At 74.5% G+C, this 13,401-nt stretch carries 11 protein-coding genes; 10 read left to right on the forward strand and 1 reads right to left on the reverse strand.

Annotated features, from left to right (window positions below; all coding sequences use genetic code 11):
• The first annotated feature begins 303 nt into the window (after nt 1-303).
• From ACFW6B_RS07345 to ACFW6B_RS07385, 9 genes are all read left to right on the forward strand, one after another.
• The gene (locus ACFW6B_RS07345; RefSeq protein ID WP_386592954.1) at nt 304-603 is read left to right on the forward strand and encodes a hypothetical protein; all 300 of its coding nucleotides are present in this window, start codon (nt 304-306) and stop codon (nt 601-603) included.
• 39 nt (nt 604-642) lie between these two features.
• Complete coding sequence (locus ACFW6B_RS07350) at nt 643-1,413, forward strand: hypothetical protein (RefSeq protein ID WP_386592956.1); 771 nt, start codon at nt 643-645, stop codon at nt 1,411-1,413.
• Between the two features lies 1 nt (nt 1,414).
• Complete coding sequence (locus tag ACFW6B_RS07355) at nt 1,415-2,563, forward strand: hypothetical protein (RefSeq protein WP_386592957.1); 1,149 nt, start codon at nt 1,415-1,417, stop codon at nt 2,561-2,563.
• A 139-nt stretch (nt 2,564-2,702) separates the two neighbouring features.
• The gene (locus ACFW6B_RS07360; protein WP_386592959.1) at nt 2,703-4,196 is read left to right on the forward strand and encodes an SCO6880 family protein; all 1,494 of its coding nucleotides are present in this window, start codon (nt 2,703-2,705) and stop codon (nt 4,194-4,196) included.
• On the forward strand, nt 4,193-5,728 hold the full coding sequence (locus ACFW6B_RS07365) for an ATP/GTP-binding protein (RefSeq protein WP_386592961.1): 1,536 nt from the start codon (nt 4,193-4,195) through the stop codon (nt 5,726-5,728). Before ACFW6B_RS07360 ends, ACFW6B_RS07365 begins: the two co-directional genes overlap by 4 nt.
• 98 nt (nt 5,729-5,826) lie before the next feature.
• On the forward strand, nt 5,827-7,590 hold the full coding sequence (locus ACFW6B_RS07370) for a type IV secretory system conjugative DNA transfer family protein (RefSeq protein ID WP_386592963.1): 1,764 nt from the start codon (nt 5,827-5,829) through the stop codon (nt 7,588-7,590).
• Between the two features lie 111 nt (nt 7,591-7,701).
• Nucleotides 7,702-8,154 carry a DUF4913 domain-containing protein gene (locus tag ACFW6B_RS07375; RefSeq protein WP_386592965.1) on the forward strand — a complete coding sequence of 151 codons (453 nt, stop codon included), beginning with the start codon at nt 7,702-7,704 and terminating at the stop codon, nt 8,152-8,154.
• 22 nt (nt 8,155-8,176) lie between these two features.
• Nucleotides 8,177-8,488: a hypothetical protein gene (locus tag ACFW6B_RS07380; protein WP_386592967.1), complete on the forward strand. Its 312-nt coding sequence runs from the start codon at nt 8,177-8,179 to the stop codon at nt 8,486-8,488.
• The gene (locus ACFW6B_RS07385) at nt 8,485-9,741 is read left to right on the forward strand and encodes a zeta toxin family protein (RefSeq protein WP_386592970.1); all 1,257 of its coding nucleotides are present in this window, start codon (nt 8,485-8,487) and stop codon (nt 9,739-9,741) included. Before ACFW6B_RS07380 ends, ACFW6B_RS07385 begins: the two co-directional genes overlap by 4 nt.
• 23 nt (nt 9,742-9,764) lie before the next feature.
• Here the strand turns inward: ACFW6B_RS07385 and ACFW6B_RS07390 are convergent, their stop codons facing one another.
• Complete coding sequence (locus ACFW6B_RS07390; RefSeq protein WP_386592972.1) at nt 9,765-10,322, reverse strand: hypothetical protein; 558 nt, start codon at nt 10,320-10,322, stop codon at nt 9,765-9,767.
• Between the two features lie 46 nt (nt 10,323-10,368).
• Between ACFW6B_RS07390 and ACFW6B_RS07395 the strand changes: the two genes are divergently transcribed.
• The gene (locus ACFW6B_RS07395; RefSeq protein ID WP_386592974.1) at nt 10,369-13,104 is read left to right on the forward strand and encodes a hypothetical protein; all 2,736 of its coding nucleotides are present in this window, start codon (nt 10,369-10,371) and stop codon (nt 13,102-13,104) included.
• Nucleotides 13,105-13,401 lie beyond the last annotated feature (297 nt).

Raw genomic sequence — 13,401 nt, forward strand, 5'->3', positions numbered from 1 at the left:
TGATGGTGCCTCAGTTCTTTCGCGGGTCTCCCACCTCGCCCTTCATGACGATCTCTTCCCGTCTGTCACGGACACGTCACCGACAGGTGCTGGATCCCTACATCGCTTGGCCCCGGCCCACGGGAGTCGCCAAGCTCACTGTGCACCGGAAACGCGGGGCGTCCCACGGATCCTCATCGCCCCCACGTACCGCTCACAGCAAGCACGTACCGCTCGTACCGAGCAAGTGCCGCTCAGACCCGGCGAGTTCCGCACCCCGTCCCGGACGGTCGCGCGGACGGCCGGCCTCATCGGGGAGAAACCATGTTCAAGGCGATAGCAGCCCAGGCCCACCAGTACGTCTACCTGGCGGACGGAAAGATCCCCAACCCCGACCGTGACGCGCCGGGCGCGCTGACCGGCAAGGTCGACACCGTCCTCGGCATCCTGGCCTGGGCCGGCACCGCGGCCGGCGTCGCGGGTGTGCTCATCACCGGCGCCATGATGGCGATCTCGATGCGCCGCGGCGAGGGCTCCGAGCACATGGGCCGCCTCGGCATGGTGCTCGGCGGCTGTGTCCTGGTGGCCACCGCGGGCCCCGTCGTCACGTTCGTCTTCGCCTGACCGACGCTCCGTCAGAGCCTGAGCGAAGGGAGCGCAACCATGCTGAACTCCGGCCGTCCCCAAGGGGGCAGCGGGGAGTGGGAGCGGCCGTTCTGGCAGCAGCGGAGCTGGATCCTGTCGGCCGGGTTCCTGCTGGTGCTGCTCGTGCTCGCCGCCTTCACGACGCTGAGCGGCGGCGAGGGAACGCCGGCGAACGCTTCGGGCGGCGACAGGCCCGCCCCGTCCGCGGACCCGGACCGGGACCGCGGCGGGCGGCCGGGCACCCGCCCCGCCGGCTGCCGCACCGACGACAGCGACCAGGCCAAGCCCACCCGGGCCCCGAAGGACTTCACCTGGAAGGCCGACGGGACGGGCCTGGTGCCGGTCTCGAAGACGGTGGGACCGCTCACGTTCGACGGGCCGGTCTGGTCCTGCTTCGCCCACACGCCGATGGGCTCCGTCATGGCCGCCCACACCATCACCGACCATCTGAGCTTCCCGGGCTGGCGCGAGGTCGTCGACCGGCAGGTCGTACCCGGCGCGGGCCGCGACACACTCGTCGCGAGCCGTGCCGCGGCGGGCGACAGACCGACCTCGGGCGAGGCCGACGGGGGCGGCTACGCCGGCTTCACCGTCCTGTCGTACGACAAGGAGAAGTCGACCGTGATGTTCGTCGTGCGGGTCCCCGGCGAGAACGCCTACGGCACCGCGTCGGTGACGCTGCGCTGGCTGGACGGCGACTGGAAACTCGCGCCCGACGCCGACGGGACCGTCTATTCGGGCATGTCGCAGATCAGCGGCACCAAGGGCTTCGTCACCTGGGAGGTGTGAGATGGCTTGTACCTGGCGGGTGTACGACTGCGTGATCGACGAGGCCGGCTCGCAGTTCACCGACGGTGCCGTCCTGGCCTTCGCCAGGGCGATCGGCGACGCGACCGCGGAGGTGCTCCAGGCGCTCAACGGCGTGTGGCTGAAAGTCGGCCTGGAAGACTCCTCCGGCCCCATCGCCAAGATCGACACGGAGGTGGACTGGCTCGTCGGCTACGTGGCCGTGGCCTCGCTGCTGATCGCGGCGATCCGCATGGCGCTGGACCGCAAGGGCCAGCCGATGAAGCAGGCGTTCCTGGGGATGTGGAAGGTCATCCTCGTCGGAGCGGTCGCCGTGCCGGTGGTCCAGGCGCTCACCCGTGCCTCCGACCTGTACGCGGAGGACGTGTACAGAAAGGCCGATCTCGGCGACCAGGCGTCCAAGATCCTCGGTGTGATGGCCCTCGAACAGCCGGGCCTCATCCTCATCTTCGGCCTGCTGGTGATGCTGTCGAGCTTCGTGCAGATCTGTCTGATGTACATCCGCATCGGCGTCATGATCATGCTCGTCGGCACGCTGCCGCTGGCCGCGGCCTCCTCGATGACCGGGTGGGGCGAGGGCTGGTGGAAGAAGCACGTCGGCTGGCTCGCGGCCTGGCTGCTGTACAAACCGGCGGCCGCGCTGATCATCTACTCGGCCACGTCGATGACCCAGGACACCGAGAAGCTCGACCAGACCATCGCCGGCATGGGCATGCTGATCATGGCGGTGTTCGCCCTGCCCGCCCTGCTCAAGCTGATCGTCCCGGCGACGGCGGCCCTCGGCGGCACCTCGGGCGGCACGGTCACCCTGAACGCGGTCAACAACGTCGCCACCGGCGCCGTCAGCATCGCCGCGGGCGGTGCCGGGGGCGGCGGGGGCGGCGGCGCCCCCGGTCCGCAGGGCTCGCCGTCCGCGGGTGCCGGAACTTCGGCGAGCGGCGGTGCGGGCGGTGCCGGTGCGGCCGGCGGCGCGGCGGCCGCGGGTGGTGCGGCCGCCGCGGGCGCGGCCACCGGCGGCGCGACCCTCGCCGTGCAGGCAGCGGCGGTCGCCGTGCAGACCGGTGTCGCGGCGGCCAGCGAGGTGGCCAACTCCCTGAACGACAACGACGGGATGAAGGGCCACAACCAGTAACGGCCGGGAGGCCGAGGAGCCACCGGGCTCCGGGAGTTCCGGGGCGGTGCGCGGGCCGCCCGTCACAGGGCCGGTCGCCGCCGCCCCGGAACCCCACCCAGTCACGTATCCAGCGCTTCGAGCCGGAAGAAGGAACCCCATGTCCACCGACGCCATGACGCGTCCCACGTACGGGAACTGGCGCAGGCCCCGCCGTCCCGGACTCGGTCCGCTGGGTCTGCTCGGCACCGTCGTCGCCTTCGGCGGACTGCTGGTGGCGCTGCTGGCTTCGCTGGTCTCGCTGAGCGCCGCGATCGCCGTCCTCGTACCGGTCGGGCTGTTCCTCGCCCCGCTGGCGCTGCGCACGGTCGACGGCCGCAACGTCTACCAGGTCCTCGCGATCCGCGTCGGCTGGGCGCGGCGCAAGTCGTCCGGCTCGCACACCTACCTCTCCGGACCGCTGTCCAAGCGCCCCGGCGGCCGCTACCAACCGCCGGGACTGCTCGCGCGCACCCGGATGCACGAGGGCCGCGACGCCTACAACCGTCCCTTCGGCGTGCTGCACCACCCGGGCCGCGGCCTGTACACGGTGGTCCTGGCCTGTGAACCGGACGGCGGCTCGCTCGTCGACCCCTCCCAGGTCGACATCTGGGTGGCCTCCTGGGGCGACTGGCTCGCGCGGCTCTCGCACGAGCCGGGCCTGCGCGGCGCCCAGGTGGTCGTGGAGACCGCCCCGGACACCGGGACCCGGCTCGCCGCCGAGGTGCTCCCCCGGATCTCCCCGGACGCCCCGGCCGCCGCGCGCGCCGTGATGGAGGAGGTCGTCGAGCGCTATCCGTCGGCGTCCTCCGAGATGCACACGTACATCGCCCTGACCTACGGCCCGACGGGCGGCCCCAGGCGCGGCACCGACGACATCGTCACCGACCTGTCGATGCGGCTGCCCGGACTGCTGTCCGGACTGGTCGCGGCGGGCGGCGGCAGCGCCTACCCGCTGGCGGCCGACCGGCTCGCCGAGATCGTCCGGGTGGCGTACGACCCCGCCATCGCCCCCGACGTGCTCAGCGCCCGCGCCGAGCACACCACGACCGGCGTGGAGTGGGCGGACGCCGGCCCGGCCGCGACCGTGGAGACCGTCACCTCGTACAGGCACGACTCGGGTGTCTCGCGCACCTGGATGCTGACGCTCGCGCCGCGCGGCACGGTCCGCTCCAGCGTGCTGCGCGGGCTCCTGGAACCGGCTCCGGGCACCCGGCGCAAGCGGGTCTCCCTGATCTACCGGCCCATCGACCCGGCGACCTCGGCCCGCATCGTCGAGTCCGACCGGCGCACCGCGCACTTCATGGCGGGCTCGCAGCGCGGTCTCGTCCAGGCGCGCGCCAGCTCGGAGATGCAGGCCGCCGAGCAGACCGCGGCCGAGGAGGCGGCGGGCGCGGGACTCGTGGAGTTCTCGCTGATGATGACGGTCACCGTGGACGACGAGGAGCAGTTGCAGGACGCGGGCATCACCGTGCGCAACCTCCAGGCCTCGTCCCGCATCCTGATGCGCCCGGCGGACCGGATGCAGGCCGCGGCCTTCACCTGCACGCTGCCGGTCGGCCTGCTCCCGTGGGAGCACACCCTCGTTCCGTACCAGATCAGGGAGGCACTGTGAGCAGCCGGCAGACGCAGGGGAACCCGGTCACCGCGCCGCCGCGCGGCTGGTACGGCCCCGCGGGCGGCCAGGTCGGGCACGTCGACCCGCCCGCGCTGTGGCGCGCGACCACCGTGCAGGCGTGCGGGCTGTGGCCGTTCGCGGCCGGCTCCGGCGCGCCGATGACCGGGGTCCCGCTCGGGCAGCACCTGCACACCGGGGCGACGGTGTGCGGCGACCCCATCTCCTGGTTCACCCGGGCCCGTTACATCTCCAACCCGTCGCTGTTCATGCTCGGCATGCCGGGCCTCGGGAAGTCGACCCTGGTCAACCGCATGCTGATCGGGATGTCCGCGACGGGCGTCACGCCGCTGGTCCTCGGCGACCTGAAGCCCGACTACGCCGACACCGTACGGGCGCTGGGCGGCCAGGTGATCTCCATCGGGCGCGGGGTCGGCGGCATCAACGTCCTGGACCCGGGCGCGATGGGCGAGGCGGCGGCCCGGATCGGCGGCGAGCGCGGCCGGATCCTGGCCGCGGAGGCGCACGGCCGGGTGCTGAACATGGTCGCGGCGCTGATCACCATCGTGCGCGGGCGTCCGATGGACGACCACGAGCAGTCGGTGCTGTCCGCCTGTCTGCACCATCTCGCGGAGCGTACGAAGCCGGGGCGGGCACCGCTCCTGCCGGACCTGCTGAAGGTGCTGGACGAGGGCCCCGACCGGGTCCGCGCGGTGACCCTGGACCGCGGGAACGTGGCCCGCTACCAGGAGGCCGTGGATCCCCTGCACCGCTCGCTCCTCGGCGTGCTCGACGGCCCGCTCGGCGACACCTTCGCCGACGAGACGTCCACCCGGATCGACCCGGCGTCGCCCGCCGTCTGCGTGGACATCTCCCGCATCGGCGAGGCGGACACCCAGCTCACCGCCGCCGCCATGCTCGCGGCCTGGTCGGACGGGCTCGGCACGGTCGCCGCCGCGCACGCCCTCGCGGACGCCGGACTCGCCCCGCAGCGCTGGTTCTTCACCGTCCTCGACGAGCTGTGGCGTCCGCTGCGCGCCGCCTCCGGCATCGTCGAGCGGATCGACGCGCTGACCCGGCTGAACCGCTCGCTCGGCCTCGGCGACGCGAAGATCACCCACACGCTGAAGGACGCCGAGGCCCTCGGCAGCGAGGCCGACCGGGCGAAGGCGCGGGGCTTCGTGGAGCGGGCGGGCATGGTCGTCTGCGCCGGACTGCCGCGGTCGGAGATGCGGGAACTCGGCGAGATCGTCGGCATGTCCGAGCGCGAGATCGAGCTCGTGTCCTCCTGGTCGTCCCCGCCCGGCTGGGCGAGCACCGGAGGCAACGAGGAGCCGCCCGGACGCGGCCGCTTCCTGATCAAGGTCGGCGGCCGTCCCGGCATCCCGATCAAGGTGTCGATCACCGACACCGAGCGGGCACTGCACAACACGAACACCCGCTGGTCGGAAGCGGGCAAGCCGTCCCTGCACAAGGGTCCCGGCCCCCATTCCAGCCCGTCCGGGGGAAGTTTCAGCCCGTCCGGCGTTTGAGGACCCGCGCGGAGCGCGGCTGGGGGCAGGGGGGCGCCGCCCCCGGGACGGGACGGGTAGGGGCGGCGGGGGCGAAAACCATCGACGGGGGAGCAAGGATGAGCAGCACACGCAGGACAGGACCCGGAGCCGGAGCCGGGGAGGACCTCCTCCCCTGGATCGTGCCGGGGGCCGCGTTCCTCATCGGCACGATGTTCCTCGGCGCCTGGCTGGGCGGAACCCTGGGCGCGGCGGTGAGCGGCGCCGGCTGGCACCCGCCACCGTTCGCCCTGTCCACCCTGTCGACCCTGGTGAAGGAGGGCCCCGGCCCGCTGTGGCCGACGGCCTCACCGACCGCGCTCGCCGCGGGCATGGCCACCGTCTTCGGGGCCGTCGTGGCGGCGATCACCGTCCCGGCCGTGCTCGTACGACGCCGGCTCGCCGCGCCCACCGGTCTCGCGGGCCGCAGGGAACTGGCCGCCCTCCTGCCCAAGGGCGCCGCCCGGCGGGCCCGCGAGCTCCGGCCGGGCCTGGCCAAGCTCGGCAAGGTCACCGCGGACGACACCGGGAACCTGCTCGGCAACCTGGAACCCCGCGGCCCCGAACTGCGCTCCAGCTACGAGGACGTCGAGCTCGACCTGATGGCGCCCCGCGCGGGCAAGTCCACCGGCATCGCCGTCCCGCGCGTCCTGCGCGCCCGCGGCAGCGTGCTGCTGACGTCGAACAAGGCGGACGTCTACAGCGTGACGCGGGCCGAGCGCGAACGGGTGGGCCGGGTCTGGACGTTCGACCCCCAGGGCATCGCCCACACCCCGCGCGGCCTGTGGTGGGACATGCTCGCGGAGGCGGCCACGATCGAGGGCGCCCGCCGGCTGGCCGGGCACTTCGTCGGCGCGGTCAACGACGACGCGTCCCGCCGCGACTTCTGGATCTCTGCCGCCCAGAACACCCTGACCGCCCTCTTCCACGCGGCCCACCGCGGCGGACGGCCGATCGGCGAGGTCCTCGCCTGGCTGTCCGACCCGGCCGACCGCACCCCGGTCGACCTGCTGCGCGACGCCGGGATGACGGCGCTCGCGGACCAGTTGCAGGGCACCGTGCAGGGCGCGGTGGAGACCCGGGACGGCATCTACGAGACCAGCCGCCAGTGCGTGGCCTGTCTGCTCGACCCCGCGATCGCCGCGTGGGTGACCCCTGATCCCGCACTGCCCCAGTTCTTCCCCGACCGGCACGTCCTGTCCCGTGACACGCTCTACCTGCTGTCCAAGGACGGCGGCGGTTCGGCCGCCGGTGTCGTCGCCGCGGCCGCCGACTCCGTGCTGCGCGCGGGAGTCGTCGCCGCCGAACGGATGGGCGGACGCCTCGAACCGCCGATGACGGCGGTCCTCGACGAGGCGGCGAACGTCTGCCGGATCTCCGATCTCCCCGACCTGTACTCGCACTTCGGCTCACGCGGCATCAACATCGTGACCCTGCTGCAGAGTTACCGGCAGGGCTCACGGGTCTGGGGCGAGGCGGGCATGGACGCGCTCTGGTCGGCGGCGACCGTCAAACTGCTCGGCGCGGGACTGGACGACGCCGACTTCGTGGAGAAGGTCTCCCGGCTGGTCGGCGAGCACGACGTGTCGACGGTGAGCTGGTCCAGGGGCAGGGACGGGCGGTCCCGGTCGACGTCGTACCGCCTGCAGCGCGTCCTGCCCGCCGACCGCATCCGCGCCCTGCCCAAGGGCACCGCCCTGCTCCTGGCCACCGGCGTCAGGCCCGCCCTGGTCCGGCTGCGCCCCTGGTACGCCGAACCGGGCGCCGAACGCATCGCGACGGCCGCCCAGGCCGAGGTGAGGGCCATCACCGCCCGCGCGGCCGAGAGGATCACGTCCCGATGACATCCGCGGCAGGGACGGCCCCGGTCGGCCGGGCCCGACGAAGTCCGCCGCCGCGGCCATCCTGGACGGCCGGGGCCCGACGAAGTCCGACACCGGAAGGAAGTGTTCTCGATGACGACCACCCCGGACGGGCGACAGCCCTCCGCCGCACCGCCGTTCATCCTGTTCCTCGACGGCCCCGAGTACGCCGGGGAGATGGGCCGGCTGGCCGTCTGGGTGAGCGACCTGCTCCTTCCCGTCTACGGCCGCGAGGCCACCTCCCAGCAGCCCTGGTGCCCCCGCTGGTGGGAGCACCCGGAGGCGGTCGCCCGGCTGCACGGGCTGTGGCTGGCCTGGCAGGAGCACACCGACCCGGCGGCGGGCGCGTCGGGACCGGCCGTCTGGCACCGGGACCACCTCGGCGCCGTACTGTCCGAACTGCGTTCCCCCAGCGGCCCGTTCGCGGGCTGCAAGAACGGCAGCCACCGCCCGAAGACGCCCCCCGCGGTCGAGTCGTACGAGGACGCGGTCACCGCGTCCTCCCGGCAGGCCGACCCGGATCCGTACGAGACCAGTCTCTGGTGAGCAGACGAGGAACACTCCGCCCATGAACGACACCCCCGCGCCCGACGCGTCCACGGCCGGCCCCGCGCCCTCCCTGCGCGCCTACCTCGGCCTCTACGCCGCCGGATTCGTGGAACGCGAGCAGATGATCGCGACCGTGGCCGCCTGGCCCTTCGAGGCCGAGGAAGGGCTGGACGAGGGCCATCCCGAGCCGACCCACCAGGACAACACGCCGTCCGTGCTCGCCGCGGCGCGGCTGCTCGGGCAGGTGACCCGCGAGGACGTCGAGGAGATCCAGCGCAGGATCGACAGCCGGCCGGACGGCCCGGCGGACGGGACAGAGCGGCGGCCATGACCACGGGCGAGAGGCCGGAGGCGGGACTCAGGCCCGAATACCGCGCGCTGTACAGGGAGTTGCAGACCCGTATGTCACCGGGCGGCGATCTCGCGCCGGGCGACGCGGACACGTTCAGCAGGTTCCGGCGCGGCGCGCTGTGGACACCGGAGCGCGAGCGGATGCACTCCGCGATCCTGGAGGAGTTCACCGCGCGCTGCGCGGGCCTGCCGCGCGACGGCCACGCCGCCCTGCTCACCGCCGGGGCGCCCGGCGCCGGGAAGGGCGGCGCGCTGCGCGGACTCGACGCGTGGCAGGGCCGCGACGACGGACTGGGGCACGAGCTGAGGCGGGTGCACGGCATCGACGTACGCGACTACGTGGTCCTGGACCCGGACCAGTTCAAGGTGGCGATCTTCGAGCACGGCGGATCGCCCCGTCTGCCGCCCCACGCACGCCTGTTGTCCGACGGGCGGCCGGTCGCGCCGTCCGAGACGGCCTCGCTCACCCACCGCGAGTCGGCCTTCCTCCAGGACGTCTTCGAGCAGTGGGCGCGCGCCGAGGGCTACAACCTCCTCTACGACGCGACGCTGCGCGACCAGCGCTGGAACGAGAAGCTCCTCGGCGATCTGCGTGCCGACGGCTACGACCGGCGGGTCCTGCTCTCGGTCGAGGTCCCCGTCGAGCAGTGCCTCGCCCAGAACGCCGGCCGCTGGCAGCACGGCCGCTCCGAGTTCGACGCGGGCCGCGACCGGTACGGCGGGCGCATGGCCCCCGAGGTCATGATCGAGGACCTGTACGCGCGCAGCACCTCGGGGCGCGGGTTCTCCATCGGCCGCGAGAACGCGGAGAAGCTGGTCGAGGGAGGTCTGGCCACCGCGCTGATCACCTCGGAGCGGGGTGTGTTCCCCGGCGGCCGGGGAACGGGCCCGGCACCGGGGCTCGGCGCCTCGGCCGGGGCGGTCTCGGGGGCCGGTGTCCCACCCGGCCCGATGCCGGGACCGGGCGTCCCGGTCGGCCCGGTGCCGGGGCCGGGTGTCCCGGCCGGGACGGGTTCAGGGCCAGGTGTCCCGGCCGGAGCGGGCTCGGGGGCCGGCGCCTCGGCCGCGTACCGGCAGGGGGACGCCACGGTCCGGGTCGCCACCGCGGCGCGCCTGCGGTCCGGCGGCGGGAGCGCCGCCCCGGCTGCCGGGCGGACACCGGGCGCGCCGGGTGCCGCGTCTCCGGCCGCCGCCGTACCGCGCCCGGCGCCCCGGCCACCGCGAGCGCCGTGAACGGGGTGAGCGCCCGGGACGGGTTACGCGCCCTGGTGGGGGGCGGTGCGGCCGGCGCCCTCCAGGACGCGGCGCTTGCGGGCGACGTTCTCGAGGAGCGCGGCCCGCTCGAAGCGGTGCGGGGCCCTGTCGTGCTCCGCGCGGCCGCGCTCCGAGGTGAACAGCTCCCCGGGAACGCTGTCGACGCCCCGCGGAAGGAACTTGAGGACTTCCTCGACCGCCGCGAGCGCGAACGCGGAGCCCTCGCGCTGGGCGTGCCGCTCGGCGGGCGGGGTGCGCAGCAACCGCAGCCCGCTGTCCGTGGCGACCTGGTCGCTGACCCACAGGAACTCACCGGGGTCGATGATCCGCGAGGGCTCGGGGCCGCCGAACGCCGGTGGCGCGGGCGGGAGTTCGTCGATGAGCCGGAACTCGAAGGAACGGGCGCGACCGCACCGCGGGCAGACGCCCTCGTACACCGCGACCAGGACACCGTCCCGCTCGTCGAGACGGTGCTCGCTCTCGAAGCCCTCCGCCCCGCACGCGCACGCGTGCAGGTCCATGTAGAGGTGTGCTTCCTGCGTCGAACGGGCGATCAGCATGCCGAGATCTTACGTGCCACGAGGCCGTTCAAGGGGGAAAGTGCCAGTGGACCAGGAGCCGATCGACCGTGGGAACAGCGGCCGTTCCGACCGGGCGGACGCCCGGCGCGACGTCCGGGGAGACGCCCGGAGGGATGCCCGGGAGGACGTCCGGGGAGATACGCGAGGCGACGTCCGGCCTGACGCCGGCGGGGACGTCCGTCCCGCCGGGGGTGCGGCGCCGCGCGCGGAGCCCGTCGTCATCACCGCGACCGACGTCGCGGGCAGCCGCTTCGTCTCGGGCACCGGCGCCGCGCCCGACCCCGGCCGGCAGGCGGCCGTCGTCGCGCAGGCGGAGAGCACCCTGCCGATGGTGGTGCGGAGCCTGTACCCACAGCGGCTGACCTCGCTCGAACTGCGGTCCGGCGCAGCCGGAGACCGCTTCTTCGCGCTCACCGACGACCGGGGCAGGGACCTCACGCTGCGCCTGGACGCCGTACCGCTCCCCTCCGGCACGGTCGCGCGGACCCACGTCAACACCACCTCGGACCAGCACGTCGTCCAGCTCTCCGACCGGATGGACCCGCGCCAGGTGGGCCGGGCGCTGAGCCACGAGATCGGCGAACTGCTCGCGGTGCGCGACCGGGCGACCCGGGCCGCCGCCGGTGATCCCGAGGTGGCGGGCGTCGCGCCGAACCGCCAGGACCTGCTGACCCGCGGCGGGCTCGGCGGCGCGGACCAGCGCCTGCGCCTCACCGAGGAGGACCTCGGCCGGGTCGGCGAGCTGAACTACCTGGCGGCCCGCATGAACGACGCCACCCTCGACGCCACCCGACGCGCCGAATCCCGGGGAGAGCTGTCGGCACTCGTCGACCACGTCGGCCTGCGGCCGCAGGCCCCGGCCGACTCCGACCGCCACGCGCCGGAGCTCCGGGACGCCGACATCCGCCGTGACGTCATCGACCAGCACCTGACCCGGGCGACGGGCGACGCCCTGCGTGAACTGGCCGTCCCCATCGAGCGGTTGAGCGCGGGCGACGCGGCCGAGCTGCGGGAGTTCCGGTCTCGGGCCGAGCACGCCCGGCCCCTCGGGGCGTCCTTCGCGGCCCCCCTCGTGCCGGGGCTCCGGCCCGACGGCTCCCCCGTTCCCCGCGAGGAACTCGCCGCGGCGGCGGCCCGGGCGGCCGAGGAGCGCACCCGGGCCGGTGCCGCCACCCTGGACCAGCTGCGCGCGGAGATCGCCGCCACCGGGGAGTGGCCCACCCGCCCCGTCGTCATCGGCGGTGGCGCCAGCCTCGTCGGACGCGACCCCCGGGCCCTGCTCGTCGACGCCCGCGGCCGCTGGCACCTGGACCCCGGCCAGGGCATCGTCCAGTCCCCCGACCAGACGAGGGACATGCGGGCCAACGGCGCCGGTGACGCCCACCAGTTCGCCGACCCCACCGCGCGGGTGCCGCGCGACGCGATCCGTCTGTGGGAGGACCAGCTCGCCGTGCGCGGACCGGTCGTCGACGGGACCGCGACCCTGGTCCCGGGACAGGACGGCCGCCTCTACGCGCGCATCCGGCCCGGCGACGGCTCCCAGGACCTCTACGTGAAGGTCGAGGGCACGCCGACCGTGGCCACCGGGCTGCCGCCGGAGATGGTGCCCGGCGTCGACCGCCGGGACGCGGTGGACCTGCCGGAGGCCCTCGACTCCGTACGCGGACAGCTGCCGGCAGGCTCACCGGCGCACGCCCGGCTGGCCGGTGGGGTCAGCGCGGAGCGGGCGCTCCAGGTGCTGCGGGAGGAAGGAGTGCTGGACGGTCTGCGCTCGGACGGCGGGGCGCGGGCCGCGCTCCGGACGCTCGACGCGACCGCCCTGTGGGAGCGGGCGCGGGCCGCCGCGCCCGGACGTGTCTTCATCGGGGACGAGATCGCCGAGGGGCGTTTCGACGCGCGTGCCGCGGGGGCCGAGGGGGCTCCGAAGACGTGGCTCGTCGCGGGCGCCGGGGGCACGGGGGTGGCCAACGCCGAGATCATCCTGGAGGCCGATCCCGAGGCGCGGGTCACCATCTACGGGCCGAACCTTCCTCCCGCGCTGGAGAACCAGGTGCAGTTCACCGCGCTGCGGGAGCGGTTCGTCAGCGAGTACGGGGGTGACGGGCGCCTCACCGTCGACATCCACCCCGACAACCGGGTCGGCGCCGTGCAGATGCACTTCGGGGCCGACGGGAAGCCGCGGTTCCGGGAGGGGCACGTGGAGGCGGACGCGTACGTGGCGAGCCTCGGGCGGACCGCGCCGATGCCGGAGGCCCTCCGGGAGCTGAGCGGGCGGACCCGGGAGGGGGGCGGGCGGGTTCGGGGGGACCTGCTGTTCGACCGGGACCGGCAGTACCTCGGTTACGGCGTCACGTTCGAGGCGGGGGGCGGGCAGCACCGGGTCGAGGTGACCGGTGCGGCGTCGCAGTTGCTGCCCCGTGACGTCTTTCCCCGGGAGACCCAGGCCGCCCTGGAGGCCATGGCCGTCCGCCAGGTGCCCTCGCAGAGCGGCAACGCGGCTCCGGGGTTCGCGCCCGTGGCCGAGCAGACGGCTCGGCTCGCGGAGGCGCGTGCCCAGGGGGCGGTGGAACGGCACGCCTCGGTTCCGGAGAGCTGGCGCAGGCCGGCTGTGGCGGGGGGCGGGGCCGTCAATCCCGTGGCGAGCGCGGCCCGTCTTCAGTCCGGCGGCGGGCGTCCCGGCGCCCCGGGCGGGGGTGCCGCTCCCGTCCCGGCACCGGGGGCTGTTCCTCCGGCACCTCGGCCACCGCGGCCGGGTCGGTGAGATCGGCGGATCGTGCCGGTCCGGTGGGGGGTCGGGGCCGTGCCGGTGCATCAGCCCGTCGCCGTTGGATGAGGCGTGGCCGTCGGTGGCGACGGGCATCGATGTACCGGCACGGCCCCTCCCGTGCGTCGCCGGGTGCGGATGCGTCGTGGCTCGGGTGCGAAAGTTTCAGCCCCTCCGGCGTTTGAGGAGCGGGGGTCCGGGGGCAGCGCCCCCGGGTTCGGGTCGGGTAGGGGCGGAGGGGGCGAAAGAACGCTGGGGGGGGGCGGGCGCCGGGCTCCGGGGGGGGCAGGCCCC

Origin of the sequence: Streptomyces sp. NPDC058751 (assembly GCF_042746485.1) — a bacterium.
Taxonomy (GTDB): domain Bacteria; phylum Actinomycetota; class Actinomycetes; order Streptomycetales; family Streptomycetaceae; genus Streptomyces.

Coding starts and splice junctions, on each gene's coding strand:
- ACFW6B_RS07370 (WP_386592963.1), top strand. CDS start 5,827: ATGAGCAGCACACGCAGGACAGGACCCGGAGCCGGAGCCGGGGAGGAC.
- ACFW6B_RS07385 (WP_386592970.1), top strand. CDS start 8,485: ATGACCACGGGCGAGAGGCCGGAGGCGGGACTCAGGCCCGAATACCGC.
- ACFW6B_RS07345 (WP_386592954.1), top strand. CDS start 304: ATGTTCAAGGCGATAGCAGCCCAGGCCCACCAGTACGTCTACCTGGCG.
- ACFW6B_RS07390 (WP_386592972.1), bottom strand. CDS start 10,322: ATGCTGATCGCCCGTTCGACGCAGGAAGCACACCTCTACATGGACCTG.
- ACFW6B_RS07380 (WP_386592967.1), top strand. CDS start 8,177: ATGAACGACACCCCCGCGCCCGACGCGTCCACGGCCGGCCCCGCGCCC.
- ACFW6B_RS07375 (WP_386592965.1), top strand. CDS start 7,702: ATGACGACCACCCCGGACGGGCGACAGCCCTCCGCCGCACCGCCGTTC.
- ACFW6B_RS07355 (WP_386592957.1), top strand. CDS start 1,415: ATGGCTTGTACCTGGCGGGTGTACGACTGCGTGATCGACGAGGCCGGC.
- ACFW6B_RS07350 (WP_386592956.1), top strand. CDS start 643: ATGCTGAACTCCGGCCGTCCCCAAGGGGGCAGCGGGGAGTGGGAGCGG.
- ACFW6B_RS07360 (WP_386592959.1), top strand. CDS start 2,703: ATGTCCACCGACGCCATGACGCGTCCCACGTACGGGAACTGGCGCAGG.